This is a genomic window from Candidatus Riesia pediculischaeffi (assembly GCF_002073895.1).
Classification (GTDB): Bacteria; Pseudomonadota; Gammaproteobacteria; order Enterobacterales; family Enterobacteriaceae; genus Riesia; species Riesia pediculischaeffi.
This window is the reverse complement of the sequence record NZ_CP012839.1, coordinates 134,504-160,186: the sequence shown is the minus strand read 5'-3', so window position 1 is coordinate 160,186 and position 25,683 is coordinate 134,504. Positions and strand designations below refer to the sequence as shown.

Annotated in this window: 40 protein-coding genes and 3 tRNA genes; 4 read left to right on the top strand and 39 right to left on the bottom strand. The window is 33.6% G+C overall.

Going from position 1 to position 25,683, the window contains the following annotated elements; genetic code table 11:
• Positions 1-81: 81 nt before the first annotated feature.
• From rplA to AOQ87_RS00830, 8 genes are all read right to left on the bottom strand, one after another.
• Positions 82-774 (bottom strand): 50S ribosomal protein L1, encoded by a 693-nt coding sequence (gene rplA, locus AOQ87_RS00865; protein ID WP_236858664.1) that lies wholly within the window; start codon positions 772-774, stop codon positions 82-84.
• 5 nt (positions 775-779) lie between these two features.
• Positions 780-1,208, bottom strand: coding sequence for a 50S ribosomal protein L11 (gene rplK, locus AOQ87_RS00860; RefSeq protein WP_039719493.1), 429 nt, complete (start codon positions 1,206-1,208; stop codon positions 780-782).
• A gap of 33 nt (positions 1,209-1,241) precedes the next feature.
• Positions 1,242-1,787, bottom strand: coding sequence for a transcription termination/antitermination protein NusG (gene nusG / locus AOQ87_RS00855; protein WP_039719494.1), 546 nt, complete (start codon positions 1,785-1,787; stop codon positions 1,242-1,244).
• Position 1,788: 1 nt separating this feature from the next.
• Positions 1,789-1,938 (bottom strand): preprotein translocase subunit SecE, encoded by a 150-nt coding sequence (gene secE, locus AOQ87_RS02785; protein ID WP_158000730.1) that lies wholly within the window; start codon positions 1,936-1,938, stop codon positions 1,789-1,791.
• 377 nt (positions 1,939-2,315) lie between these two features.
• Entirely contained in the window at positions 2,316-3,500 is a 1,185-nt protein-coding gene (gene tuf, locus AOQ87_RS00845; RefSeq protein ID WP_039719495.1) for an elongation factor Tu, read from the bottom strand.
• 72 nt (positions 3,501-3,572) lie between these two features.
• Positions 3,573-3,647 (bottom strand) — tRNA-Thr (locus AOQ87_RS00840).
• Positions 3,648-3,651: 4 nt separating this feature from the next.
• A tRNA-Gly gene (locus tag AOQ87_RS00835) sits at positions 3,652-3,723 on the bottom strand.
• A 68-nt stretch (positions 3,724-3,791) separates the two neighbouring features.
• Positions 3,792-3,874, bottom strand: a tRNA-Tyr gene (locus AOQ87_RS00830).
• Between the two features lie 331 nt (positions 3,875-4,205).
• Here AOQ87_RS00830 and coaA point away from each other — a divergent pair.
• Positions 4,206-5,069 carry a type I pantothenate kinase gene (gene coaA, locus AOQ87_RS00825; RefSeq protein WP_080626492.1) on the top strand — a complete coding sequence of 288 codons (864 nt, stop codon included), beginning with the start codon at positions 4,206-4,208 and terminating at the stop codon, positions 5,067-5,069.
• A 92-nt stretch (positions 5,070-5,161) separates the two neighbouring features.
• Here the strand turns inward: coaA and AOQ87_RS00820 are convergent, their stop codons facing one another.
• From AOQ87_RS00820 to tsaC, 4 genes are all read right to left on the bottom strand, one after another.
• A complete protein-coding gene (locus AOQ87_RS00820) occupies positions 5,162-5,773 on the bottom strand; it encodes a biotin--[acetyl-CoA-carboxylase] ligase (protein WP_185751060.1) in 612 nt (203 codons plus the stop codon).
• Between the two features lie 113 nt (positions 5,774-5,886).
• Positions 5,887-6,882 (bottom strand): UDP-N-acetylmuramate dehydrogenase, encoded by a 996-nt coding sequence (gene murB / locus AOQ87_RS00815; protein WP_080626490.1) that lies wholly within the window; start codon positions 6,880-6,882, stop codon positions 5,887-5,889.
• A 409-nt stretch (positions 6,883-7,291) separates the two neighbouring features.
• On the bottom strand, positions 7,292-8,101 hold the full coding sequence (gene aroE, locus AOQ87_RS00810) for a shikimate dehydrogenase (protein ID WP_080626489.1): 810 nt from the start codon (positions 8,099-8,101) through the stop codon (positions 7,292-7,294).
• A 2-nt stretch (positions 8,102-8,103) separates the two neighbouring features.
• Positions 8,104-8,667: an L-threonylcarbamoyladenylate synthase type 1 TsaC gene (tsaC, locus tag AOQ87_RS00805; protein WP_039719499.1), complete on the bottom strand. Its 564-nt coding sequence runs from the start codon at positions 8,665-8,667 to the stop codon at positions 8,104-8,106.
• A 279-nt stretch (positions 8,668-8,946) separates the two neighbouring features.
• Between tsaC and def the strand changes: the two genes are divergently transcribed.
• From def to trkA, 3 genes are all read left to right on the top strand, one after another.
• Positions 8,947-9,414 carry a peptide deformylase gene (gene def / locus AOQ87_RS00800; RefSeq protein ID WP_039719500.1) on the top strand — a complete coding sequence of 156 codons (468 nt, stop codon included), beginning with the start codon at positions 8,947-8,949 and terminating at the stop codon, positions 9,412-9,414.
• Positions 9,415-9,431: 17 nt separating this feature from the next.
• The gene (gene fmt, locus AOQ87_RS00795) at positions 9,432-10,268 is read left to right on the top strand and encodes a methionyl-tRNA formyltransferase (RefSeq protein ID WP_080626488.1); all 837 of its coding nucleotides are present in this window, start codon (positions 9,432-9,434) and stop codon (positions 10,266-10,268) included.
• Between the two features lie 533 nt (positions 10,269-10,801).
• Entirely contained in the window at positions 10,802-12,151 is a 1,350-nt protein-coding gene (trkA, locus tag AOQ87_RS00790; protein ID WP_080626487.1) for a Trk system potassium transporter TrkA, read from the top strand.
• A gap of 6 nt (positions 12,152-12,157) precedes the next feature.
• Here trkA and rplQ read toward each other — a convergent pair whose 3' ends face one another.
• The 27 genes from rplQ to rpsJ all read right to left on the bottom strand — a co-directional run bounded on the left by rplQ (position 12,158) and on the right by rpsJ (position 25,546).
• Positions 12,158-12,520, bottom strand: a complete 363-nt coding sequence (rplQ, locus tag AOQ87_RS00785) for a 50S ribosomal protein L17 (protein ID WP_080626486.1) — start codon at positions 12,518-12,520, stop codon at positions 12,158-12,160.
• 13 nt (positions 12,521-12,533) lie between these two features.
• On the bottom strand, positions 12,534-13,547 hold the full coding sequence (locus AOQ87_RS00780) for a DNA-directed RNA polymerase subunit alpha (protein ID WP_039719504.1): 1,014 nt from the start codon (positions 13,545-13,547) through the stop codon (positions 12,534-12,536).
• A gap of 23 nt (positions 13,548-13,570) precedes the next feature.
• Complete coding sequence (gene rpsD, locus AOQ87_RS00775; protein WP_080626485.1) at positions 13,571-14,191, bottom strand: 30S ribosomal protein S4; 621 nt, start codon at positions 14,189-14,191, stop codon at positions 13,571-13,573.
• Positions 14,192-14,218: 27 nt separating this feature from the next.
• Positions 14,219-14,605, bottom strand: coding sequence for a 30S ribosomal protein S11 (gene rpsK / locus AOQ87_RS00770; protein WP_185751059.1), 387 nt, complete (start codon positions 14,603-14,605; stop codon positions 14,219-14,221).
• A gap of 10 nt (positions 14,606-14,615) precedes the next feature.
• The gene (rpsM, locus tag AOQ87_RS00765; protein WP_039719507.1) at positions 14,616-14,975 is read right to left on the bottom strand and encodes a 30S ribosomal protein S13; all 360 of its coding nucleotides are present in this window, start codon (positions 14,973-14,975) and stop codon (positions 14,616-14,618) included.
• 66 nt (positions 14,976-15,041) lie between these two features.
• Complete coding sequence (rpmJ, locus tag AOQ87_RS00760) at positions 15,042-15,155, bottom strand: 50S ribosomal protein L36 (RefSeq protein ID WP_072042492.1); 114 nt, start codon at positions 15,153-15,155, stop codon at positions 15,042-15,044.
• The gene (secY, locus tag AOQ87_RS00755) at positions 15,152-16,495 is read right to left on the bottom strand and encodes a preprotein translocase subunit SecY (protein ID WP_080626484.1); all 1,344 of its coding nucleotides are present in this window, start codon (positions 16,493-16,495) and stop codon (positions 15,152-15,154) included. Before secY ends, rpmJ begins: the two co-directional genes overlap by 4 nt.
• On the bottom strand, positions 16,489-16,932 hold the full coding sequence (gene rplO, locus AOQ87_RS00750; RefSeq protein WP_080626483.1) for a 50S ribosomal protein L15: 444 nt from the start codon (positions 16,930-16,932) through the stop codon (positions 16,489-16,491). The genes secY and rplO overlap by 7 nt, the downstream gene beginning before the upstream one ends.
• Positions 16,933-17,043: 111 nt before the next feature.
• On the bottom strand, positions 17,044-17,547 hold the full coding sequence (gene rpsE / locus AOQ87_RS00745; RefSeq protein WP_039719510.1) for a 30S ribosomal protein S5: 504 nt from the start codon (positions 17,545-17,547) through the stop codon (positions 17,044-17,046).
• Between the two features lie 14 nt (positions 17,548-17,561).
• Entirely contained in the window at positions 17,562-17,912 is a 351-nt protein-coding gene (gene rplR, locus AOQ87_RS00740; RefSeq protein WP_420885223.1) for a 50S ribosomal protein L18, read from the bottom strand.
• 16 nt (positions 17,913-17,928) lie between these two features.
• Entirely contained in the window at positions 17,929-18,459 is a 531-nt protein-coding gene (rplF, locus tag AOQ87_RS00735) for a 50S ribosomal protein L6 (RefSeq protein ID WP_039719512.1), read from the bottom strand.
• 32 nt (positions 18,460-18,491) lie between these two features.
• Complete coding sequence (gene rpsH / locus AOQ87_RS00730; protein ID WP_039719513.1) at positions 18,492-18,887, bottom strand: 30S ribosomal protein S8; 396 nt, start codon at positions 18,885-18,887, stop codon at positions 18,492-18,494.
• A gap of 42 nt (positions 18,888-18,929) precedes the next feature.
• On the bottom strand, positions 18,930-19,235 hold the full coding sequence (gene rpsN, locus AOQ87_RS00725) for a 30S ribosomal protein S14 (RefSeq protein WP_039719514.1): 306 nt from the start codon (positions 19,233-19,235) through the stop codon (positions 18,930-18,932).
• 11 nt (positions 19,236-19,246) lie between these two features.
• Positions 19,247-19,774 (bottom strand): 50S ribosomal protein L5, encoded by a 528-nt coding sequence (gene rplE / locus AOQ87_RS00720; RefSeq protein WP_221173846.1) that lies wholly within the window; start codon positions 19,772-19,774, stop codon positions 19,247-19,249.
• A 31-nt stretch (positions 19,775-19,805) separates the two neighbouring features.
• A complete protein-coding gene (gene rplX, locus AOQ87_RS00715) occupies positions 19,806-20,126 on the bottom strand; it encodes a 50S ribosomal protein L24 (RefSeq protein ID WP_039719516.1) in 321 nt (106 codons plus the stop codon).
• 12 nt (positions 20,127-20,138) lie between these two features.
• On the bottom strand, positions 20,139-20,510 hold the full coding sequence (rplN, locus tag AOQ87_RS00710) for a 50S ribosomal protein L14 (RefSeq protein WP_039719517.1): 372 nt from the start codon (positions 20,508-20,510) through the stop codon (positions 20,139-20,141).
• Positions 20,511-20,553: 43 nt separating this feature from the next.
• Complete coding sequence (gene rpsQ / locus AOQ87_RS00705) at positions 20,554-20,829, bottom strand: 30S ribosomal protein S17 (RefSeq protein WP_039719518.1); 276 nt, start codon at positions 20,827-20,829, stop codon at positions 20,554-20,556.
• Positions 20,816-20,938 carry a 50S ribosomal protein L29 gene (rpmC, locus tag AOQ87_RS02780; protein WP_420885309.1) on the bottom strand — a complete coding sequence of 41 codons (123 nt, stop codon included), beginning with the start codon at positions 20,936-20,938 and terminating at the stop codon, positions 20,816-20,818. Before rpmC ends, rpsQ begins: the two co-directional genes overlap by 14 nt.
• A 94-nt stretch (positions 20,939-21,032) precedes the next feature.
• The gene (gene rplP, locus AOQ87_RS00695; protein WP_039719520.1) at positions 21,033-21,437 is read right to left on the bottom strand and encodes a 50S ribosomal protein L16; all 405 of its coding nucleotides are present in this window, start codon (positions 21,435-21,437) and stop codon (positions 21,033-21,035) included.
• 10 nt (positions 21,438-21,447) lie between these two features.
• Positions 21,448-22,143, bottom strand: a complete 696-nt coding sequence (gene rpsC / locus AOQ87_RS00690) for a 30S ribosomal protein S3 (RefSeq protein WP_039719521.1) — start codon at positions 22,141-22,143, stop codon at positions 21,448-21,450.
• A 2-nt stretch (positions 22,144-22,145) separates the two neighbouring features.
• Positions 22,146-22,493, bottom strand: a complete 348-nt coding sequence (gene rplV / locus AOQ87_RS00685; RefSeq protein WP_039719619.1) for a 50S ribosomal protein L22 — start codon at positions 22,491-22,493, stop codon at positions 22,146-22,148.
• Between the two features lie 13 nt (positions 22,494-22,506).
• Positions 22,507-22,797 (bottom strand): 30S ribosomal protein S19, encoded by a 291-nt coding sequence (gene rpsS, locus AOQ87_RS00680; protein WP_039719522.1) that lies wholly within the window; start codon positions 22,795-22,797, stop codon positions 22,507-22,509.
• A 14-nt stretch (positions 22,798-22,811) separates the two neighbouring features.
• Positions 22,812-23,636 carry a 50S ribosomal protein L2 gene (rplB, locus tag AOQ87_RS00675; RefSeq protein WP_080626688.1) on the bottom strand — a complete coding sequence of 275 codons (825 nt, stop codon included), beginning with the start codon at positions 23,634-23,636 and terminating at the stop codon, positions 22,812-22,814.
• A gap of 12 nt (positions 23,637-23,648) precedes the next feature.
• Positions 23,649-23,948, bottom strand: coding sequence for a 50S ribosomal protein L23 (rplW, locus tag AOQ87_RS00670; protein WP_039719523.1), 300 nt, complete (start codon positions 23,946-23,948; stop codon positions 23,649-23,651).
• Positions 23,945-24,559, bottom strand: coding sequence for a 50S ribosomal protein L4 (gene rplD / locus AOQ87_RS00665; protein WP_039719524.1), 615 nt, complete (start codon positions 24,557-24,559; stop codon positions 23,945-23,947). Before rplD ends, rplW begins: the two co-directional genes overlap by 4 nt.
• A gap of 15 nt (positions 24,560-24,574) precedes the next feature.
• Complete coding sequence (gene rplC, locus AOQ87_RS00660; RefSeq protein ID WP_080626481.1) at positions 24,575-25,210, bottom strand: 50S ribosomal protein L3; 636 nt, start codon at positions 25,208-25,210, stop codon at positions 24,575-24,577.
• Positions 25,211-25,234: 24 nt separating this feature from the next.
• Positions 25,235-25,546, bottom strand: coding sequence for a 30S ribosomal protein S10 (gene rpsJ, locus AOQ87_RS00655; protein ID WP_039719526.1), 312 nt, complete (start codon positions 25,544-25,546; stop codon positions 25,235-25,237).
• Positions 25,547-25,683 lie beyond the last annotated feature (137 nt).

Sequence of the window (25,683 nt, the reverse complement as noted above, 5' to 3'; positions counted from 1 at the left end):
ATTTCATACGACGTCCCTTTTGAAGATCGAGAAAAGTTGAAAAAAGCGTTGAACAAATAGATTGTCGAGATCGAAGAAAGTTCAAGATACAACATCGGAAAGATCGATTTTAATACCAACTCCCATAGTCGTCGATATGTTCATCTTTTTGATGTACGTCCCTTTTACCGATCTCGGTTTTGATCTTATCAGATGTTTTAAAAAAAACCTAACATTTTCTTCTATTTTTTTAGATTCGAGATCAACCTTTCCGACCAACGTGTGAATGATCCCGTTTTTATCGTTTCGATAAAATATCTTACCCTCTTTGATTTCTTTAATACAAAGTTCGATATCATCGGTGATGGTTCCAAACTTAAGATTTGGCATCATACCTTTAGGACCGATAATATGGCTGACCTTACCAACCGTCTTGATCGCGTCCGAGGATGCTATGATTATATCAAACCTATTTTCTCCTTTTAAGATTTTTTCCGCTAAATCGTTCATTCCGACTAGTTTGATCCCAAACATCTTAGCCTTTTCTGCAGATTCTCCACCTGTGAACACTGCCATCCTGACGTTTCTTTTTACACTGTTCGGAAGGATGAAGGATCCTATCACATGTTGTTCGGTTTTTTTCGTATCGATTCCTAACTGTATGGAAACATCTACGCTTTCTACGAAATTAGCGCGTTTTTGTCTCTTCAAAAAAACTATTGCTTCTTCAAGCGGATACTTCTTTTTATATTTGTGTCCATGATATGATGAACTTTTTTTATCTTTTAATTTCATGATCTTCATTTTTCAATCTTGATTCCCATGGATCTAGCTGTACCTTCTATTGATCGCATGATCGAAGATAGGTTGCGCGTGTTCATATCGCTCATCTTGATTTTCGCTATCTTCTCGATCTGGTTCTTCGATATTTTTCCAGATTTTTCAGAATTTGGTTTTGGAGATCCTATCTCCGTTCCAGAGAACTTTTTCAGAAGTTCAGAGGTAGGTGATGTTTTTATGATTAGATCAAAGTTTTTATCGGAATATAGATGTATCGATGCTGAGACGATGGTTCCCTTTTCTATAGAGCGGGTTCTATCGTTAAACGTTTTACAAAAATTCATGATATTTATCCCCTTCTGTCCTAGTATAGGACCTACGGGAGGGCTTGGATTTGCTTGACCGGCCGGAATTCTTAATTTTATCCTTGCTTGTATTCTTCTGCTCATTTTGATGTTATCGATGTTTGAATATCTGATGATTTAAATTTTTTCAACTTGACTAAAGTCTAGTTCGACTGGTGTAGATCTTCCGAATATAGATACCGAGACTTTCATTCTACTCTTCTCATAATCTATCTCTTCTGCTATTCCGTTAAAATCAGCGAACGGTCCACTACTTACTCGGATCATTTCTCCAGGTTCAAATAAAGTTTTTGGTCTTGGTCGATTTCCTATCTTTTGTAACTTTTCTATGATATCTCCTATTTCTTTTTGATTTACTGAAGCCGGATGATCTGGTGTTCCTCCGACGAATCCCATTACCTTTGGGATACCTCTTATGAAATGCCATGTTTTTTCGTTCATGACCATTTCCACTAAAACGTAACCTGGAAAAAATTTTCTTTCACTTTTTCTTCTCTGTCCACCTCTCATCTCTACGATTCCTTCGGAAGGAACCATGATTCTTCCGAAATACATTTCCATGGAGTAAAGCCTGATATATTCTTTTAAAGACCTTCGTACTTTAGTTTCAAATCCGGAGAAAGATTGAATAACATACCATTTCATATCTGAATACTTTGACATTTTACAACCTTAAAGTGATGATGGATGAAATCAAACGGACCAAAATATTGTCGATCATCCAAATGAAGAAGGAAGTGATCATTGCAACTAAAAGGATGACAAAGGTTATCCGCAAAGTTTCTTGAAAGCTCGGCCAATGTACCTTTTTCATCTCTAGAAATACATCTTCTATGAACTTCAACAGCAAACGCGTTTTTTTTATCTTGGATACCAATGTTGTCGAAATGAAGGAGAAGATGATTGAATAACATCCCATTAAAACAGTCGATGATCCCCATTTACCCCACAACATTCCTATGAAGGATACAGTGAGCAGGAAGAAGAACAAAGACCATCTCATATTTTTTAGATAAATACGGATAAAATTAAATAGATCTTCCCAAAAATTTTTCACTTAGACGTATCCAATTTGTATTTTTTAATAGTTGCAGTTAATAAGATAAATTCTGGAAAGAATTCATCTTATTAAAATCGTGCTATAATGAATCTCAAAAATCCAATATATCGTATAAAACGTGATGCTCGCTTTTAAGCGAGAATCTTACTGACCACTCCAGCTCCGACGGTCTTTCCCCCTTCTCTTATGGCGAATCTTAAACCTTCTTGCATCGCTATATGTTCGATAAGTGTCACGACGATATGAATATTATCTCCTGGAAGAACCATTTCTACATCGGATGGAAGTTCTACGACCCCTGTTACATCGGTAGTTCTAAAATAGAACTGTGGACGGTACCCGTTGAAAAATGGAGTATGCCTTCCGCCTTCTTCTTTCTTTAGAACATACACTTCTGATTCGAATTTAACGTGCGGATTGATCGAACCTGGTTTAGCTAACACCTGTCCTCTTTCTACTTCTTCTCTTCTGATACCTCTCAGTAGAACTCCAACATTCTCTCCTGCCATTCCTTCATTCAACAATTTTCGAAACATTTCGATTCCTGTACAAATTGTCTTTTTGGTATCTTTTATCCCGATAATTTCTACTTCTTCTCCAACTTTTAAGATTCCTTGTTCTACCCTTCCTGTCACAACAGTTCCTCTTCCTGATATTGAAAAAACATCTTCTATAGGTAAAAGAAATGGAAGATTAATCGCTCTTTTGGGATCAGGAATGTATGAATCTAAGGTATCTGTTAATTCAATAATTTTTTCTTCCCACTGTTTTTCCCCTTCTAAGGATTTCAGAGCAGACCCCCGTATGATTGGTGTTGTATCTCCGGGAAAATTGTATTGATTCAGAAGTTCACGAACTTCCATCTCAACCAACTCTAGCAGTTCTTGATCCTCAACCATATCACATTTGTTCAAAAAAACTATTATGTAGGGTACTCCAACCTGTCTGCTTAAAAGGATGTGTTCTCTCGTTTGAGGCATCGCGCCGTCGGTTGCTGCGACTACCAATATCGCTCCATCCATCTGAGCAGCTCCTGTTATCATGTTCTTTACGTAATCTGAATGTCCTGGACAATCTACATGTGCGTAATGTCTTGTAGATGTATCGTATTCCACATGGGAAGCAGATATCGTAATCCCTCTTTCTTTTTCTTCAGGAGCGTTATCAATTTGATCGAACGCAAAAGCGGTTCCACCGTATTTTTTAGAAAGTACGGTTGTGATAGCCGAAGTCAAGGTTGTTTTTCCATGATCGACATGACCGATTGTTCCGACATTGATGTGTAACTTCGATCGATTAAATTTTTCTTTAGGCATGTTTAAATTTCCCTCTTGTCAAGATGAGTAACTTTCATCTTTTCAGTAAAAAGACGAATGTTCCTTATATTTTGCTGATAGGCAGAATTGAACTGCCGACCTCACCTATACCAAAGGTGTGCTCTACCGATACTGAGCTATATCAGCTTCAAGCGGGTAGCGGGATTCGAACCCGCTTCATCAATTTGGAAGACTGATATAATAACCATTATACGATACCCGCATATTTTTGAAAATGTCCGTGCAAGTGATAGATGATCATGTTGTAAGGATAATAAAGCAGATCTCTATTGGTGGGAGAAGGATTCGAACCTTCGAAGTCTATCGACATCAGATTTACAGTCTGCTCCTTTTAACCACTCAGGCATCCCACCGTATTAGATTTATAACATTATTTCATAATGAAAAATCACATTCATATATTTCATGTAGAAATTTTCTGCATTGAAAAATGAAACCTTTCCAAATTATATCAAAAAGTGTAATGAGTTTCCTGGTCATAATTTTTTCTCGCTGAATAGATCGTCCTATCCTCGCGGATGGAATATCTTTGCGAAGAACCATCTCCATCCTTTAACACATATGGATTTCTATGTCAATATAAGATTTATTTTATAAAAGATTGATTTAATGGAACAATACAAGGGTGTGTGAAAACTTTAGAATTTCATTTTATTGAGATCCGTTATAAAGTTAGATAAATCCATGAAAATGTTTTTTAACCGATCGTCTTATCCTGATTTTACTGTTCCTGAACGTTCTCTTAGAATGGTGAAAAAGAATGGATTCAGCTTAGTTGGTCGTGATATGTTCTGGAGTTTTTTTAAACTTTATATTCTTCACAGGTTTCAGAGATACATCTCGTTGAACTATTTTTCAAGAGACTATAAAATCCCGTACGTTATTGCTATCACCGGAAGTGTCGCAGCTGGAAAAAGCACCACTGCCAATCTTATGAAGATGTTGTTGAAATATTGGTTGAAGGATCGAAGAATAGAACTCGTCACGACAGATAGTTTTTTGTATCCCAATATTATGTTGAACAAATTAGGTATCATAAAAAAAAAGGGGTTTCCTCAATCGTACAACAGTCATCTTTTCAGAAAATTTTTATCTGATATTAAATCCGGTGTAAACAGATTGTATGTACCGATGTACTCTCATATATATTACGATATTTTTCCGAACAGGACGCAGATAGTCGAATCTCCGGATCTAATTATATTAGAGGGTGTGAACATCCTGCAAGATGTTCGTGAATGCGGATATCAAAAATTTTTTCCATTTTTCGATCTTGTTATCTATATTGATGCGAAAGAAGATCTCTTAAAAAATTGGTATATACGAAGATTTTTAAGATTTTGTAAACAATCTGTCATGTATCCAGGATCACATTTTCGTTGTTTTTCTGGTCTTAAAAAATCGGAGATCGTAAAAATTGCCAACGAGTTGTGGATGGAGATCAATACGATTAATCTATACGAGAACATTTTTCCTGTGAAAGAGATGGCTAATCTGGTCGTCGTGAAAGGAAGGGATCATGAAATAGTTGCGATTAGCACAAGGTAGAACTTCACATTTCAGCGCGACTGAATAGTTATAAATAAGAGTGATTTGGCGTTTCGTTAGATCTTTTCTCGATTTCTATTGTTTTTTTTAAGTTATCGCTTATTTTGGTCGAAAAATCTGTAAACAAGTTCTCTTATAAATCGTGTTTGTTTAGTAGAATAGACATTTTCGAACATGATCATAGATCGATGTATTTCCCGAATGATTGAGATAATCATGCTGTTCCATTCACTTTCTTCTACAGTTCCTTTAAGAGAAATCCAACCATTTTTTATTTTCTTGCTGAAAGACTCGTCATCTGATAGGTTCATTCCGATCCCAATGATACAGTGAACCTCTTCTTTTAAAATTCCAACAGTTTCTATTAAAATACCACCAACTTTTTTGTTTTGTATGAACAGATCATTCGGCCACCTTAACACCGTTTTACAGTTATATCGTTTGTTCAATAGGTCAACTATTGTAGAGCCTATTATTATACTGAGCTGATTGATGGCGCTTAATTCAACGTGTAGTTTCCAGTATAAAGATAAGCACAAGCTGTTTCCTGGAGAAGAAAACCATTTCTTGCCTCTTTTTCCGACTCCGTCAGTTTGATGTTCCGCTAAGAAAACGTCTCCGATCTTTAAATCGTCGAGCATTCTCTTTAAGCATTGATTCGTAGAATCTACGACATATTTTGTAAAGATGTTTGCGTATTTCACCGAATTTTGAATTTTTCGAGGATCTAACATAATTTTTCGATATATTTTGTTGAATTTCTGGTCATATAAATTGTTATTTTTTTTGAAAAATAGGAGAGATAGGTTGACAAGTTCTAATTGATTTCACCATATTTTCCGACAAGAATTGCTTCTTTTTCTAAAGATATACCGAACTTTTTAAACACTTTACAGATGATATATCTAGACAGTCGCATTACATCTTTTCCTATGGAATAACCATGATTTATTAAAATTGATGGGTTGTTTCTATATACTTCCGTTCCTCCTATTTTTTTTCCTTGTAATTTGCATCGTTTGATCAACCATCCCGCATGAACTTTATTTTTGACGATAAAATAAGAAGGTCGATATTCCGGAAATTTTTTTTTGATCTTCCCTGAAATCTCTTGTGAAACAGTTGGATTTTTAAAAAAACTTCCAACATTACCAAAGACAGACGGATTCGGTATTCTTTGAGATCTCTCTTTAAAAATGAAATTTATGATATCCTTTATTTTCACGTTGTTTTGAAACTGTCTCATCAGCTTTTCATGTCGTAAAATTGGTTTCCATATCTTACTAACTTTTAAACAAACGGAAACAACGACGAATTTTTTGTATTTGATATCCTTAAAAATACTTTCTCGATACTTAAATTGACATTCTTCTTTGTAGAATCTTTTTATTTTTCCGTCAGATAAATCGATCGTATCGACGTATTCACATATATCTTTAAATTCTATTCCATAAGCTCCCATATTTTGTATCGCTGCTGCTCCAACTGATCCTGGGATGAAAGATAGATTCTCTAGACCGTATATCTCCATATTCAACAACATCTTGACCAAGTCGCTCCAATTATTTCCTGATCCAACATAGATTAAATGGTGGTCTTTGCATTCCTTTATCTTTAATGCTTTGATGTGATTTAATGCGATTATTCCAGAAAATTTGTCAATGAAAATTGTTTTACTCCTGTTTCCAAGCACTAAGAAGGGATAACTTTTGTTCTTTGCAAGGTTCCAAATTAACTTCAATTGATCGATAGAATCAAATTTGTATACTAGTTTTGCTTTCGCTGAGATTCCGAAGGTAGTATATATTTTCATATGTCTTAAGATGGTCTGAATCTAACGGTCAATCAACTCTATTTCTACAGTTTATGTTATATCTATCATTTTAAACCATAAAATACCCTTTTGTAAGGATCATGGAAGAAATATAAATTTGTCAAATTTCTTAATGAAGCTAGCTCTTGAATATTTCTATTTATTTAATTTGTACAAGATATCCTACTTAACGTACATAATGATTACATTACTAGAGGGTATTTTATATGATGAAGTGAGAGGAAAGTTTCAATTTTATATCAAATGAGATATGGGAGAAGTTCAGGATTTGGGAATGTTGTGAAAATCAGTTAAAAGATGGTCAGAATGACCTTTTGCTATTAAAAAAAGGATCAGCAATTACGAACTATATTCCAAAATTAAATCACCCCGTATTAAGTCTACATTTTTATTTTTTAAATATCTTTAACAATGGCTGTACATTAGGCATCTTTCCTGTCCAAAATTTGAAAGAAAAAGCTGCTTGCCAAATTAACATCCCCATTCCGTCTGAATATTGAGATATTCCATGTCTTCGAACTAGTTGAATAAATGGGGTATCTTCTGAACTCCTATAGAACATATCATAACAAAAAACAGGATTTTCAAATATTTTTGAGGAAATTTTTGGAGTTTTTCCAAATATTCCGCTAGATGTTGCATTAATGATTAAATCGTATCTAGATGAGTTGATTTGTTCTAACTTTTTACATGAGATTTTTCCAGTATGTTGGAAATAACAGGTCATCTTCTTCGATCTATCATAAGTTCTGTTAACTAAAGTGATCTCCACTGGATATCTTAATAGAGATACTATCGCTGAACGAGCTGCATCTCCTGCTCCTATCATTAAGATATTTGTTTTTTTTCTTTGTAATAAGAATGTCTCTATATCCATCGTTATTCCGATACCATCCGTATTATCCCCAAATAATATTTTCTCTTCTCGCTTAATAACGTTGATAGATTTACAGTCTTTAGCTCTATTTGTTAACTTATGAACGATTCTGTAAGCGTGTTTTTTAAAAGGAGTGGTGATATTTAATCCTTTTCCATTTTTGGAGTAGAAAAAATAATATATCTTTTTTTTTAGCTGACTAGCCGATACTAATTCTTTTTGATATTCAATCCTTATTCCAAACTGTTTAGCAAATAATCTATATATTTCAGGCGATCTACTATGAGAAATTGGGTTTCCAAAGATAGCGAATTTGTTCATATTTACCTTTTTCTGTATAAGTATCCGTTCGATAAATCTTGGATGATTGAATGGTTGAATATATTTTTCGTTTCACCATCCATAATATGGATATGGTTTTTAAATTTTTTCATGACTTCACATCTTGTTCGACAGGGTTCATCGTTGCTGATGTTAGCGCTAGTAGAGATGATTGGTTTTCCATATTTTGAACATATATCTTTTATATGCTTGAATTTAGTTATTCGGATTGCAATTGATTTAAATTGTCCTGTTATCAACTTAGAAACGTTTTGTTTAGCTGGAACTACCCATGTTCTCGGAAAGGATATATCATAAAATCTGATTATCTTTTTTTGCAATTTACTAAGTTTTTCGCAGTCAATATACTTGGTTAATTGATTGTAACTTTTAGAAACTAATATGAAACCTTTTTTCCAGGAACGTCTCTTTAGATTTAATAGGTTATAAATTGCTCGTTCATTATCTGGATCACATCCTAAACTAAAAATTGATTCGGATGGGTAAGCGATTATTTCTCCGTTCTTAAGCGCTAGAGTTATTTTTAATAATTCGATATTATTCATGTCATTACATAATATTGATTTTATTCCTTCGAGGTTTGTTTGTTCAATTATTTTTTTGTGGTTGGAATGATTAGTTTTATAATTTTTTTTGAATTTGTGATAGTACTCCCGTTTTTTTCAATTTTATCTTATTTTAGATGTTTTATTGTGAACGATAAGTATTAAAATCATCGGTTACAGCGTGTAAGATTCGTGAAGTTTCGGTATCTTTTAATTCTACGATGATCCTTTAGTTACAAACTTTTAATTTATTAACAATTTCACAAAATTTTGGTCAAAATGTCATTTTTAAATATATTACAACATCCTGATTTAAATTTAAGGAGAGTCGCTAAACCTGTAGGTTCGATTACATCGAAAACTAAAGATGTCGTGAGAAATATGTTTGACACCATGTATAAAAATGGTGGGATAGGTTTAGCAGCGACGCAAGTCAACGTTCATCGAAGAATAGTGGTGATAAACGTTTCTCACGATATAAACGACGAGCTAGTATTGATTAATCCTGTTATAATCGGTTCATATGGTAAAATTTGTATGAAGGAAAGATGTCTTTCTATCACAAATAAATCCGGTTTCGTAATGAGATCAAAGTTTGTTAAAATCACGACGATGGATATATTTGGAAAAAAGTTTACATTTCAAGCAAAGGATCTTTTATCAATTTGTATACAACACGAAATAGATCATCTAAACGGGATATTGTTCATTGATTATTTAAAAAATAAAAATTGTGGAAATAGTTGATATTCATCTGATCTAACATGAAAAAATTAAGAATTATTTTCGCTGGTTCATCCTATTTTTCAGAAATGCATTTAATGAATTTTTTAAAACTATCGAAAAAAAAGTTAATAAAGATTGTTGGAATCTTAACAACTTGCGATAAACCTTCTGGAAGAGGATATCGTATTTCATTTAATCCTGTGAAGAAGGTTGCCAAACAACATAAAATAGATTGTATACAATCAAACACGTTGCATAGTGAAGCTATATACGACTGGATCGTATCAAAAAAATCTGATATCATTATGGTTGCTCAATACTCTTTAATATTTCCAAAAGAAATTTTAGAAGTTCCTCGCTTTGGAGTTTGGAACATTCATTGTTCGCTTCTTCCAAGATGGAGGGGTCCTTCTCCAATTCAATATTCTATTTTACATGGGGATAAAACTTCTGGTGTTTCTATCGTACAGATGGATGTAGGAGTAGATACTGGAAAAATTGTTCATCAATCATGTTGTTCTATCAGTGAGAAAGAAACTTTTTCATCTCTCTATTATAAATTATCTAAGATTAGTAGGTCTTTGGTCTTGGAATCCTTGAAGATTCTTTTAGAAGGTAAAATAAATTTAAAAGATCAGGATGAAAGTATCGCAACATATTCTAAAAAGATAGATAAGAACATGTCTAAGATCTCTTGGTCATCTTCAGCGTTAGACATAGATAGAGGGGTTAGAGCTTTCCAAATATGGCCAATCAGTTATTTTGAAGTATCTCAGGAGGTCGTAAAGGTTTTACAAACCGATGTAATTCAGGAGTATGTTGATTGTGATCCTGGTACTATATTAGATATATCGGAAGGTATGGAACGAAAGTAAATACTAAGAAAGGAATTTTAAATATTTTAAAAATGAGAAAGCAGGGAAGAAATACAGTCTCTTCTTTTGAGTTTAAAAATTATAATTTGTTTTGGTATCGTGAAGGTTTCTTGTTAAAACAATAGGATCACCTTTTGATGATTTTTAAATGATTTGTTTCATCATCTAGGTATCTTGAAGTGTTTTTTAACTTTTTTTTAAGATACGTGATTTGTCAGTTATATCGTGCAAGGAAGTTTTTTGATGATTCACTATCTATCTTTTGGTAGATTATTTTTGCATAAAAAAATTTGATCTTTTTGTTCGACTTAAAATCCTATTTAAAATAGCGATCCTACAAGTCGTACATATATTCTCATTTCATAATTTTATCATTAGAGTTTTTTTTGCTATTAGGATTGTAAGTAGAATCTATCTTTAAAAAAGATTACAACAGATATCGTTTACCAATTTTGGATAAAGATTTATAAAACTTTTTATGGGTGATATGACTCATACGGTATAGTAATGGTTGATCGAACATTAGATATAAAGTGAAGATTATTATATTAGGTGCAGGAAAAATTGGTAGAATAATTGCAGAAAGTTTGATAGACGAGAATAATGATATTACCGTAATAGATGTGAACGAAGAGAAACTTCATCAACTTCAAGATAAGTTAGATCTTAGAGTAATTAACGGTTTCGCTTCTTATCCAAAAGTTTTGAGGGAAGCTAGAGCTGAAGAGACGGATGTGTTGATTGCTGTTACTGGATCAGATGAAGTTAATATGATAGCTTGTCAAGTAGCTCATTCTTTTTTTAAAATACCAAATAAAATTGCTAGAGTCAGATCTCAAGATTATACTGCTGAAGTAAATTTATTTTCTAAGACAGGCATACCGGTTGATTACTTCATATATCCAGAAAAACTGATCATTGATAGTGTAAGGAGATTAATTCAATATCCTGGAGCCTTACAGATAGTTAACTTTTATAATAGAATAGCTAGCAGTATTACGATTACGGTTCAAAAAAAAAGCCCGTTGCTTTGTTTATCAGTTTTCGATGTTCAAAAAAGATTTGATCATTTGAAATGTAAGGTAATATCTATTTTTAGAGAAAATTATCCAATTTTTCCGAAAGAATCTACGATTATTCAAGAGAACGACGAAATTTGTTTTGTAGTAAAAACTGAAAACATTAGATTTTTGATGAATGAGTTACAAGTTCTGGAAAAACCATACAAGAAAATCATGATAGTTGGAGGGGGAAAGATCGGATCTGGGTTGGCGAAGATATTAGAAAATATTTATGATGTTAAGATTATAGAAAAAGATCCGATAAGAGCTTCTCAACTTTCTGCAATATTAGATAATACCACTGTACTATATGGATATGCATCCGATAAAGAATTGTTGTTCAAAGAAAATATCTCTCAAATAGACGCTTTTATAACGCTTACAGAAAATGATGAAGTTAATATCATGTACGCCATGTTGGCGAAAAAAATGGGAGCTAAGCGTACGATTGTACTTATACATCATGGATCTTACCTCGATTTAAGATATGATATGATCGATAACATCATTTTTCCAAAACAAACGATACTATCCAACTTACTTGGATATATCAGGAAAATCAGGTCTAACATCTCTTATTTAAGAAGAGGAACGTTAGAGACGTTCGAGATCAAGTTGAATCGAAAGAGCAAACACAGTGGGATCGTAGGAAAGAGAGTTGTCGAGATAGATTTAGATGAAGGAATCATGATAGGAGCGATCATCAGAAATAACGATGTGATAGTTTCCCTATCTGAACAGAAGATTAAACTGTATGATATACTCGTGATCTTTACAACGAATAAAAAACATATATCGGAGATAAATAGAACTTTCAAATAGATGAAGTCATTTTTTTCGATCGATTATTTCAATATAAGCCATATTAGCATTATCTCCTTTCCTATATCCGCATTTAATGATTCTCGTGTACCCTCCATTTCTTTTTCCGATCATCTCAGATATTCTTTCAAAAAGTTTTAAAACTACTTTTTTATTTTTCAACATTTTAATGGCATATCTATAATTCGATGAACTCTTTTCCTTAGAAGAGTTGATGATTGGTTCAACGAACCTCCTTAAAGTTTTCGCTTTTTCAAGCGTAGTCTTGATGATCTCATGTCGTATCAAAGATACGGACATATTTCTCATCATAGATTTTCTATGACTACTGTCTCTATTTAATCTTTTTCCTGCCTTTCTATGTCTCATACTATTTTTTGACCTATTTGTGTGAGGCAATATCCTCCTCTTCCTCAGAAGAAGGAGGCCAATTTTCCAGTTTCATTCCCAATGATAGTCCCCTAGAGGCTAATAAATCCTTGATTTCCATGAGAGATTTTTTTCCTAGATTTGGAGTTTTAAGAAGTTCTACTTCTGTACGTTGTACTAGATCCCCTATGTAATGAATAGATTCTGCCTTTAAGCAGTTTGCTGACCTAACCGTAAGCTCCAAATCATCTACTGTCTTCAGAAGAGTAGGATCGAATTTTGGTATTTTTTCCTCGATTACATCTTTTTCCTTGCTCCTTAATTCTACAAAAGATTCTAATTGATCAGACAATATTGTCGCCGATCGATGAATAGCTTCTTTCGGATCAATCGTTCCATTCGTTTCAATTTCTATTATTAATTTATCTAAATCTGTTCTTTGCTCCACCCTCGTAGCTTCTACTTTATAAGATACCCTTTCTATCGGGCTATAACAAGCGTCGACCAACAATTTTCCTATAGATCTACTTTGTTCTTCTGGATAGTTTATCCTCGAAGAAATCGGAACATAACCTCTTCCTCTCTGTACCTTGATACGCATCTTTATGATCGTTTTTTCATCTGTGATATGACAGATTACATGATCCGGGTTAATGATCTCTACATTTTCGTTTGCTTCAATGTCCCCTGCAGTTACCGTACATATTCCCTTCTTAGTTAAAGATAACACCATCTCTTCTTTTCCATGAATCCTGATACCGAGTTCTTTCAAGTTGAGTAATATTTCGACGACATCTTCTTGAACTCCATCTTTAGTACTGTATTCATGTAATATTCCATCGATTTCTACCTCTGTCACAGCGAAACCGGGCATCGAAGATAACAATATTCTTCTCAATGCGTTCCCAATAGTATGACCGAATCCTCTTTCTAAAGGTTCTAAAATGATTTCTGCATGTGTTTTGCTGATATTATTTATATCAACTAATTTTGGTTTAATAAATTCATCTGTGGTAAAATTGTACATATCGCTCTCTTAAATGTTATGAATCATTTTGAATACAGCTCTATGATAAGATGTTCATTGATATCGCGTTGTAAATCATCTCTACTCGGAAATCTGTTGATTTTACCTCGCATTTTTTCGAAATTCACCTCTAACCAGGTTGGTTTCTCCCTCTGTCTAGATAGTTCAATGGAAGCTTTTATTCTTTCTTGAGATCGAGAATCTTCCGATACTTCGATTGTATCTCCGACTTTGATTTGATAGGACGGAATGTTGATTATTTTACCGTTTACTAGAACAGATTTATGACTCACCAGCTGTCTTGCTTCAGAACGTGTCGATCCTAACCCGATCCTATAGACCACGTTGTCTAACCTTCTTTCTAAAAGAAGGAGCAAATTTTCACCTTTGTTCCCTTTCGATCTTGAAGATCTTTGATAGTATTTTCGAAACTGTCTTTCTAAGATTCCATAAATCCTACGTAACTTTTGTTTCTCTCGAAATTGTACCCCGTAGTCTGAAAGTCTAGATTTTTTCATTCCATGTTGTCCTGGAAAACGATCTATCCTACATTTAGATTCAATAGAACGGAGATTAGATTTCAAATAAAGATCAGTTCCTTCTCGACGACTTAATTTTAATTTTGCACCCAAATATCTACCCATTATTTTATCCTTGTTTTGTACAGACAATCATACTCTACGTTTCTTTGGAGGTCGACAACCATTATGTGGAATAGGAGTTACATCTGTAATGTTGGTTATATTAAACCCTACTGCATGTAAGGCTCGAACGGCTGATTCCCTCCCTGGTCCAGGTCCTTTGATCATCACTTCAAGATTTTTTACTCCATATTCTTTTGCTAGACTCGAACATCTCTCTGCAGCAACTTGCGCTGCAAAAGGAGTCGATTTTCTGGAACCTCTAAATCCAGATCCACCAGATGTTGCCCACCCTAATGTATTTCCTTTACGATCGGTGATCGTGACTATCGTGTTATTAAAAGAAGCATGAATATGCGCTATTCCATCTGATACTTGTCTATTCATCTTTTTTTTAGATCGAATTGAATTATTCATTTTCATTTAATCATTTTTTAATTGGTTTTCTGGGTCCTTTCCTAGTTCTGGCGTTTGTTTTCGTTCTCTGACCTCGTACAGGTAAAGATCCTTTTTTATGACGTATTCCACGATAACAACCTAAATCGATCAGACGTTTGATGCTTAAATTTCTCTCTCTCCTTAAATCTCCTTCTACGATATATTTAGAAACTTCTTTTCTAAGCTTTTCTATATCTTCTTTGGAAAGAAGAGACACTTTTAATTTTGGTTCAATCCCCGTTTGTGAACAAATCAATTCTGATCTTTTCTTACCAATTCCATAGATTGATCGTAAAGCAATCGTAACGTGTTTATGATCAGATATATGTACCCCCGCTATTCGAACCATTTTTTCCTCTTAAGTGTTCTACGATAAAAAATTTTAAAAATTAATATTAACACGTCGTAAAGTCAATTATCCTTGACGCTGTTTATGTTTTGGCTGACTGCAAATGACGAATATGTTTCTTTTTCTCTTAACGATCTTGCAGTGATGACAAAACTTTTTGATAGAAGTACGTACTTTCATAGATTTTGAATGCTGTTGAAATTGGTTTTCTTCAATATATTCCGATATCTATTAGTCATCAATATCATTTGAATTTGAGAGATGAAATCTATAATCACGACTACAACTATGAGCAGAGAAGTTCCGCCAAAATAGAACGGAATGTTTATTAGTTCTCTCATCAGTTCTGGAATTAAACATATGATACTGATGTATATCGAACCTATAAAAGTTAATCTTTTCATTATTTTATCGATGTATCTAGCAGTTTGTATACCAGGCCTGATCCCTGGAAGAAACGCTCCTGATTTCTTTAAATTATCCGCTGTTTCTATCGGGTTGAACAGTAAAGAGGTGTAAAAAAAACAAAAGAAAACGACTATAATCGAGTAAAGTAACATATATATCGGTTTTCCTGGACGAAAACTGTTGAATAAGGTACTTAAGTTTTGCAGATACCCAGGTTGTTTTCTTTCAATCCATGTCAAAATCGCACTTGGTAATAGCATAACGCTCGATGTAAAGATCGCCGGAATTACGCTCGCCATGTTAATTTTTAGCGGTAAATGTGTACTTTGAGCGGAATATATTCTTCTTCTATATTGATGTCTGGCATAATTTACCAATATCTTTCTCTGACTTCTTTCTATGAACGTTACAAAACAGGTAATACACAAAATAAGGAAAATGATGAAAAAAAACACGACAAGATCTATGGATCCCTGTCTGACTTGCTCAACTATATTGATTGTAGAAGATGGAATTTCGGAAACTATGCTAATAAATATCAGCATGGAAACTCCATTACCGATACCTTTTTCATTGATCTTCTCTCCCAACCACATAAGAAAAACGGTTCCTGTCATTAAACTCACTATAGAAATTATGTAAAAGTGAAGATCTTTTATCATTATTAATCCTTTTGCACCCATTGAATTTTTCATACCAAAGGAAATTCCAGCAGATTGAACGAAAGACAACAGTAAAGTGCCATATCTAATATAACGATTGATGATGCTCCTTCCAACCTCTCCTTCTTTTTTAATTTCTGCTAATTTCGGATGGATCACAGTCAATAATTGAACGATAATTGAAGAAGATATATATGGCATAATTCCGAGTGCAAATATCGATGCTCTTCCAAAAGCTCCTCCTGAAAACATATTAAGTATCTCGATTACCGTGCCTCCTCTTTGTTCGTTGAACGTTTTCGTCATAGAAAACATGTCGATTCCAGGAATTGGAATAAACGAACCTGCTCGAAATATTATCAGCGATAAGAATATAAAAATTAATCTGTCTTTCAGATCTCGAACTCCATGACGTATGCTTCCAAAGTTGAATTCACCTTTTTTCATGATCTTGGAACCTCATCATCAAAGCTTTGTACGATCCTTTTTACTCCCTTCGTCAACCTGACATTCCTATGGAAAAATAACTTCTTCTTTATTTTTTCATCGTTATAAATTACCTTGATCGATCTTATCTTACCACTGATTACTCTAAGTTTCTTCAATCGTTCAATACTTACGATATTCCCTTCAATATCATATAAATCTGATAATCTTATTGTTCGGCTTCTTCTCATCTTCCTTGAAAAAAATCCAAATTTTGGTAATCTTTTGCAAAAAGGAGTTTGTCCTCCTTCAAAGCCTCTAGGTATGTTATGTCCAGATCTGGAGTTTTGTCCTTTATGCCCTCTTCCTGCTGTCTTTCCCAAACCAGAACCGACACCTCTTCCAACTCTTTTCTTTTTAAATATCGAATTTTTTTTAGGAAGCAGAGTATTTAGATACATTGTTTCTCCGAAATCATCATATTGTTTCCAAGTGATAGAAGATTATTTAATATCGTTCTATTGTTCTCTAATCGTTCTATAAAAAGTGACCTAACCCATGAAAACCTTACATCACTTTAGTATGTCTTCGATATCTTTACTTCTCTTTTGAGCGATTGTTTTTGGAGATCTCATCTTTCGTAATGCGTTTAGAGTGGCTCGAATGACATTTATGGGATTAGTAGAACCGTAAATTTTCGATAATATATTACGGATACCGATCACTTCGAAAAGAGATCTCATTGCTCCACCTGCGATAATGCCGGTTCCTTCGTTAGCTGGTTTCACAAAGACCTTTGATCCAGTATGATTTCCAACAATCGAGTGGTATAAAGTATTTTGATAAATTTCAAACTTTCTTATATTCTTCTTCGCTTTTTCCATTGCCTTTTGTATCGCTATCGGAACTTCCTTGGCTTTTCCATATCCAACTCCAACACTACCTTTTCCATCACCTACAACGGTAAGAGCTGTAAAACTAAATACCCTTCCTCCTTTTACAGTCTTTGAAACTCTGTTGACAGAGATTAGCTTTTCTTTTAATTCCTGAGTATTTTTTTGTTCGACTTTGTTCATTCTGTTAACCTTAATCAGAATTCTAATCCGTTGGAACGAGCTGATTCTGCTAAAGAGAGAACTCGGCCATGATATTTAAATCCTGAACGATCGAAGCAAACTTTCTTTATTCCAATTGTAATGCATCTTCTTGCTATAACCTGTCCTATCATGCTTGCAGATCTCTTGTTTCCTGTGTTCATTAGTTCCTTCCTTATTTTTTTTTCCGTAGTGGATGCACACATTAACGTCTTAGAACCTCCCATTGATGTCACTTGAGCGTATATATGACGAGATGTCCGATGAACTGTCAAGCAGTAGATATCTCTTCTTTTAAGTTTAGAGCGAAATCTCGCAGCTCTTTTTGTTCTAGCGATTAGTTTCATATTCATTGTATTTGATTTATTTCTTCTTAGATTCTTTAGTTTTTACGAATTCATTCTCATATCGAATCCCCTTCCCTTTGTATAATTCCGGTTTTCGGAAAGATCTGATTTCTGCGGCAACTTGTCCAACCAATTGTTTATCGATACCTTTCAGATGAATTTCGTTTTGGTTGGGGCAAATAACATTAACAGAATCTGGAACTCTATAATGGATGATGTGAGAAAAACCTAAAGATAAATTCAAATGTTGCTCCCTTTCTACAAATGCGCGGTAACCAACCCCTATAATCTTTAATTTTTTTACGAAACCATATTGTACACCAAGCACCATGGAACGTACTAAAGATTGTAAAGTTCCTAATTGTCTCTTAAAAGCTAACTTCTCTTCTTTTAGGAAGAAAGAGATTCTATCTTCTTTAACATCAACTTGTACGAAATGATTTAACTTCTCAATCAATCGACCTCTTGGTCCATTGATAATGATCGTATCATTTCCAATAATCACTTTCACGTTTTTTGGCGTTAATATGAAGGAAGATCTTCTCATATAAGTGTTTCCTTTCGCTCATTAATAAAATTCTAATAGACTTCGCAAATCACTTCTCCTCCTAACTTCATTTTTTTAGCATCTTTATTCGTCATAATTCCATATGAAGTAGAAATGATAGAAATTCCAAGTCCATTCATAACATCTGATAAATCTTCTCTTTTTTTATATATCCGTAGTCCCGGACGACTGATTCTTATTATTTTTTCTATCACAGGTTTTCTACGAAAATACTTCAATCGGATTTTTAAAACATCTATTTTTCCTTTATTTTGTATCTCGAAATTTTTAATGTATCCTTCCTTTTTTAAAACATCGATTATATTCCGTTTTATCTTTGAAAAGAAAACTTCTACGAACGTTTTCCTTGAAAATTGCGCGTTTCTTATTCTCGTTAACATATCTGATATTGGATCTTGTATGCTCATCTCTTTTTTATTAAAAATTATTAAGATTGTCTCAGAATTGATTTACCAACTCGATTTCTTTATCCCTGGAATTTCTCCACTCATAGCTAGTTCTCTCAATTTCATCCTGCTTATTCCAAATTTTCTTAGAAATCCTCGAGGTCTACCAGTTTGTATACAACGATTTCTCATTCTAGATAAACTAGAGTCTCTAGGTAATTTCTGTAATTTTAACACTGCTTTCCATCTCTCTTCTTCTGAAGAATGGATATTAGATATGATGGATTTCAGCTTTAAACGTTTTATAAAAAACTTTTTTGATAAAACCCTACGTCTCTTTTCTCTTTCAATGATTGATTTCTTTGACATGTGAAATCCTTTTATTCTCGGAATGGGAAATTAAATGCAGACAGTAAAGCGAAACCGATTTCATCTGAATTTGCGCTGGTTGTGATAGAGATATCTAATCCGTTAATTTTATCCATTTTATTGTAATCTATTTCAGGAAAGATGGTTTGTTCCTTCACTCCTATATTATAATTTCCGGTTCCATCGAACGATTTTTTTGAAAATCCTCTAAAATCTCTTATCCTGGGTACGGCAATACATATGAATCTCTTTAAAAAGTTCCACATTTTTTCTTTTCTTAAAGTCACCTTGCATCCTATTATACATCCTTGCCTTAATTTAAAGCTAGAAATTGATTTTTTTGCTTTGATTATAGTAGGTTTTTGTCCGGCGATTAAAGAAAGGTGACGAATAGAATCCTTAAACGCTTTTTTATCGTCGCTTGAATCAAAACCGATGTTCAAAGTAATTTTCACTATCCTAGGAACTTGCATGATCGAACTATATTTAAATCGCTCCATCAGCTGATTTACCACCTTCTTTTTATAAAAATCTGACATACTTTCTTTCATTTTTTCTCAAATTCCATACTTATTGTTTCACAATACTTCCATCCGATTTATATACTCTAGTTGTTTTACCATTTATTTTCTTAAAAATTATCTTGTCTGCACGGTTTGTTTCGTGATGAAGTATAGCAACATTTGAAATATCGATTGGTGATTCTTCTTTGAAGATTCCTCCAGAAAGGTTGGTAGAATCTTTAGATTTCCTGTGTTTTTTTACGATATTTATTCCAGATACAACGACCTTTTTTTTTTCAATAACTTTAATGACTATACCGGTTTTATGTTTTTCTTTTCCTGTAGTTATCACTACACGATCATTTAAGCGAATCTTAACTTTGTTCATTTGTTGATCTCTTTATAGAACTTCAGAAGCCAAAGATACGATCTTCGAGAACTTTTCATTCTTTAGTTCCCTAGTTACTGGTCCAAATATTCTAGTTCCAATTAATTGTTCGGTTGTATCATTTAACAACACACATGCGTTATGATCGAATCGTATCATAGAATAATCTGACCTTCTAACCTCCTTCTTCGTTCTGATAATCACTGCTTTCATAACCTCTCCATTTTTTACTTTACTATTTGGTACAGATTCTTTGACAGCAATTTTTATCAAATCTCCGATGTACGCATATTTCTTACGTGATCCACCTAAAACTTTTATACACATAACTTTTTTTGCGCCAGAATTATCTGCTACATTTAAGATCGTCTGTTCCTGGATCATATTTATTCAAAAATCTTTTAAAAAGTTGGATTGTTGTGATACTTCATCGATAAGAGTTAGGATTATCTTGTTTTAAGATCGACACAATTGACCAAGATTTCCTTTTAGATATTGGTCGAGTTTCTTTGATTTCCACCACATCTCCTATAGAACATGTATTCCTTTCATCATGAACTTGTAACTGAGTTGTTTTTTTTATGTACTTTTTGTACAGTGGATGCTTAACGATTTTTTTTATCCGTACTAAAGCAGATTTATTCATTGTATTATTGATGACATATGCTTTTAAGGTTTTTTTTGGAGATTTATTTGTCCTCATTTTTTTCCTTTTTTTTATTTAAAAATGTCCTGATTCTGGCGATTTTCTTTCTTATTTTCTTAAAAACGCTGGAATTCTTAAAGTTCTCGTTCTTGCTTAAGAAATGCATCTTAAGAATAAAAAGCTCCTTTTGTAATCGATTTATCTTCGAAAAAAGTAACATTTTTTTTTCTTTTTTCATATTCTTTTGAGCGTTGTCTTTTTTAATATTTAGTTATAAAAGTCGTTTTTACAGGAAGTTTTGAAGAAGCTAATTTGAAAGCCATTCTCGCGATACCTTCTTCAACACCATCCATCTCGTATAATACTTTTCCTGGTTGAACAGATGAAATCCAGCATTCTACATTCCCTTTACCTTTTCCCATCCTTACTTCAAGAGGTTTTTTTGTAACAGATTTATCTGGAAAGATCCTTATCCAAATTTTTCCTTGTCTCTTAATTGATCTTGTCATAGCTCTTCTCGCTGCTTCTATTTGTCTGGAAGTAATCCGTCCTTTTTCTAAGGATTTTAATCCGAACCTTCCGAATTTTACTTCAAAATCCGTCGAAAAACCTTTGTTCTTTCCTTTATGCATTTTAGGAAACTTCGTTCTTCTTGGTTGTAACATGTCTTAGAATTTATCTCCTAGATATTTTTTTTTTAGTAATGTGAAAATGTTTTCCAAATTTTCTAGATTCTAAAGAATTTCCTAATATTTCTCCTCTGAATATCCAAACTTTAATACCTATTATACCATAAGTAGTTTTTGCTTTCGAAGTATTAAAATCGATATCTGCTCGAAGCGTATGTAGCGGAATTCTTCCCTCTCTATTCCATTCCGTCCTAGCTATCTCAGCTCCTCCTAACCTTCCGCTTATCTCTATTTTAATTCCTTTTGCACCAGATCTCATAGTGTTCTGAATTGCTCTTTTCATGACTCTTCTAAAGACAATTCTTTTTTCGATTTGAGAAGCGATATTCTTCGCTACCAGATGAGCGTCTAGTTCAGGTTTTCGAATTTCAAAAATGTTGACCTGTGACGATACACCGGTGATCTTAGTGATTCTTTTTCTCAATTTATCTATATCCTCGCCTTTCTTTCCAATAATGATTCCAGGTCTAGCACTATGGATGGTGACTCTGATATTCTTAGAATGTCTTTCAATGAATATTTTTGAAACAGATGCTTTTCTCAAAAAATTTTTAAGATATTTTCTAACTTGAAAATCACTTATCAGATGGTTTGAAAACATTTTTTTCTCAGCATACCAAGTAGAGTTCCAGCTCTTAACGATTCCCAATCTCAACCCATTTGGATGAACTTTTTGCCCCATTTTTACCTCTTTACACAAACATCATCGGACACAACAATTTTGATATGACTAGTTCTTTTTGATATACGATTTGTCCTTCCCTTTGCTCTCGCTACGATTCTTTTCATCGTAGGTCCTTCATCTATGGATATACTTATTATTTGTAGAGATTTCATTGAAGTTCCATAGTTATGATGAGCATTTGCGATTGCAGATAATAAAACTTTCTTAATGAGATGAGCAGCTTTCTTGTTGAGAAAACTTAACATCTCTATTGCTTCAGAAGTTTTTTTATCTTTAATAAGATTGGCAACCAATCTTAACTTTTGCGGAGAAGATCTCGCACGACGATGAATTGCAGCAGTTTTCATGATCATATTTCAATTAAGTTGCATTATTCTTTGGTTTTTTACTCCTTTCTCCAGAATGTCCTCGATATGTTCTGGTTGGAGAAAATTCACCCAGTTTATGTCCAATCATATCATCGGTTATATACACAGGAACATGTTGTCGACCATTATGGACAGCGATCGTTAAACCGATCATTTTCGGATAAATCGTAGAGCGACGGGACCACGTTTTGATCGGTTTCTTGTTACCACTTCTGACGGCTAATTCTACTTTTTTTAATAAGCTAGAATCTATAAAGGGTCCCTTTTTGAGAGAACGAATCATTTTTTTCCTATATTTTATTTAGAACGATGGTGTATAATATCCCTTTCGGTACGTTTGTTCTTTCTTGTTTTCTTTCCCTTGGTTTGCATCCCCCAAGGAGTTACAGGATGTTTACCGAAGTTCCTCCCCTCTCCTCCACCATGAGGATGATCTATCGGATTCATCGCAGTTCCACGCACTGTCGGTCTGATTCCTTTCCAACGTGATTTTCCGGCTTTTCCAAAATGTTGAAGCATATGTTGACCGTTTCCTACTTCCCCAACAGTCGCTCGACAACCAAATCGAATTTTTCTTATCTCTCCAGAACGTAATCGGATAACTGCGAAGTCATTTTCTTTAGAGATAATTTGAGCGTAGTTTCCGGCGGATCTTGCTAGTTGCCCCCCCCTACCTTTCTTTAACTCGACATTATGTACCGAACATCCAACAGGAATATTCTCGATTGGTAAACAGTTTCCTATTTTAATTTTTACATCTTTTCCAGATTTTAAAAGATCTCCTACACCCAATCCCTTTGGTGCTATAATATATCTTCTTTCTCCATCCTTGAACATAATTAGTGCTATATTGGATGTCCTATTTGGATCATATTCTATCCTCTTCACAAGAGCACCGATGTTGTCTTTGTTCCTTTTAAAATCAATAACCCGGTATTTTCTTTTGTGTCCTCCTCCTATATGTCTGGTAGTGATTCTTCCAAGATTGTTTCTTCCACCTGTCTTGCTGATTTTTTTGGTCAATCTTCGAAAAGGATTACCTTTGTATAAGTTCCTTCCGACGGAGTTGACCATATGTCTCCTACTAGGAGAGGTGGGTTTATATTTTATTACGGTCGTCATTTGATGATTCATTCATTTATTTTCTACAAGATTCAAATTTTGTCCTTTTTTGAGTTTAATATAAGCTTTTTTCCAAGTTTTTCTGCTACCAAAAGATTTTCCAAATTTCTTTTTTTTTCCTTTTACAATTAAAGTTCTTACTTTTTCTACAAGAACATGGAAAATCTTTTCGATCGACTGTTTAATTTCTGTTTTATCGGATTTTATATCTACCTTTACCGTAAAAAAGTTATTTTTTTCAATGAGTTTAGAAGATTTTTCGGAAATATGAGATAAATGTAGAATTTTGTATAATCGATCTTTTCGAATCATGTTATCAATCTTTCCTCTATTGCTTTTATAGCTTCAATTGTAAAAATGACCGTTCTGTGTTTAATCAATACGACGGGATTAATTTGAGAAATATTACAAACATTAATCCTATGTAAATTTCTGGAAGATAAGATGGAGCGTTCATCAGATTTCTTTGTGACTACTAAAGTTTTACATTCATTTTCAGATATATTCGTTATCATCTTCTCAAATAACTTTGTTTTTATATCATTTACAATCAAACTAGGAATGACAATGATCCTCTTTTTTCTAACAAGTTCAGAAAATATACACCTCATAGCATTATTATACATTTTCCTGTTAATTTTCTTTTCATATGATCGTTCCTTCGTTGCAAACGTCATTCCACCAGATCTCCATATGGGGCTCTTTACAGAACCTGATCTCGCATGTCCAGTTCCTTTTTGTTTCCATGGTTTTCTGTTAGAACCAGAGACTTGTGATCTATTTTTTTGAGATTTCGTTCCAACTCTTAAGTTAGATAAATAACTTTTAACAACTTGATGCACCAAAGATCCATTGAAGCGTACGTTAAATACTTTATCTGATACTTTTATTTTTGTTTGACTATTTTTTATGATAAGTTCCATTAAAATTATCTTCTTTTAAGGTGATACTGCAGGATTGATAATCACGTAACAGTTTATTCCACCGGGAATAGATCCTTGTATCAAGATCAATCCTTTTTTTTCGTCTATTCGGATGATTTTCAAATTTTTTATGGTTATTCTCTTGTTCCCCATATGTCCAGCCATCTTTTTACCCTTGAAAACCCTTCCAGGTGTCTGATTCTGGCCTATGGATCCTGGAACTCTATGAGATAGAGAATTCCCATGACTAGCATCCTGAGTCTTGAAGTTCCATCGTTTTACTGTTCCACAAAAACCTTTCCCTTTAGAAATACCTGAAATATTTACCCTTTTTAAATTATAAAAGACATCGAGACCAACTTTTTGTCCGATACGATATCTCTCTTCTTTTATAGAATTATCCTTAAATTCTTTCAGAAATTTTCCTGGGCTGACAGCAACTCTTTTAAAGAACCCTATTTCTGAATTTTTTAGAAGTCTGTTCCTTTTTACTCCGACGGTCACTTGTACCGTTTGATATCCATCTATTTCGAATTTTTTGATCTGTGTAATCCTGTTCTCTTCCACTTTTATGACTGTAATAGGAACGGCAGATCCATTATCTAAAAAAATTCTTGTCATCCCAATTTTTTTTCCTATTAGTCCAATCATTAACAAACCCTTTTATTTAATAAGTCAACCTAAGCTGATTTGAACGTCTACTCCAGAGGCTAAATCTAATTTCATCAAAGCATCCACGGTCTTTTCTGTAGGTTTCACTATGTCTACCAAACGTTTATGAGTTAAAATTTCGTATTGATCCCTAGCATCTTTGTTAGCATGAGGAGAAATAAGTATTGTAAAACGTTCTTTACGAGTCGGAAGAGGAATCGGACCTTTAACTTGCGCTCCAGTTCTTTTAGCGGTCGCAACTATTTCTGCTGTAGATTGATCTATTAATCGATGATCAAAGGCTTTTAATCTTATTCTAATCCTTTGATTTTGCATGATTTCATCCTCTTATTTCGTAAGATAACTGAACATAATTTAAATTAGTTTCCTTATTTTATCATTTCTATCTTTTTTTTCTATAAAAATATTAGGTACTTTTCGTTGAAAACGATCGTAGAAAATTCAATCCCACT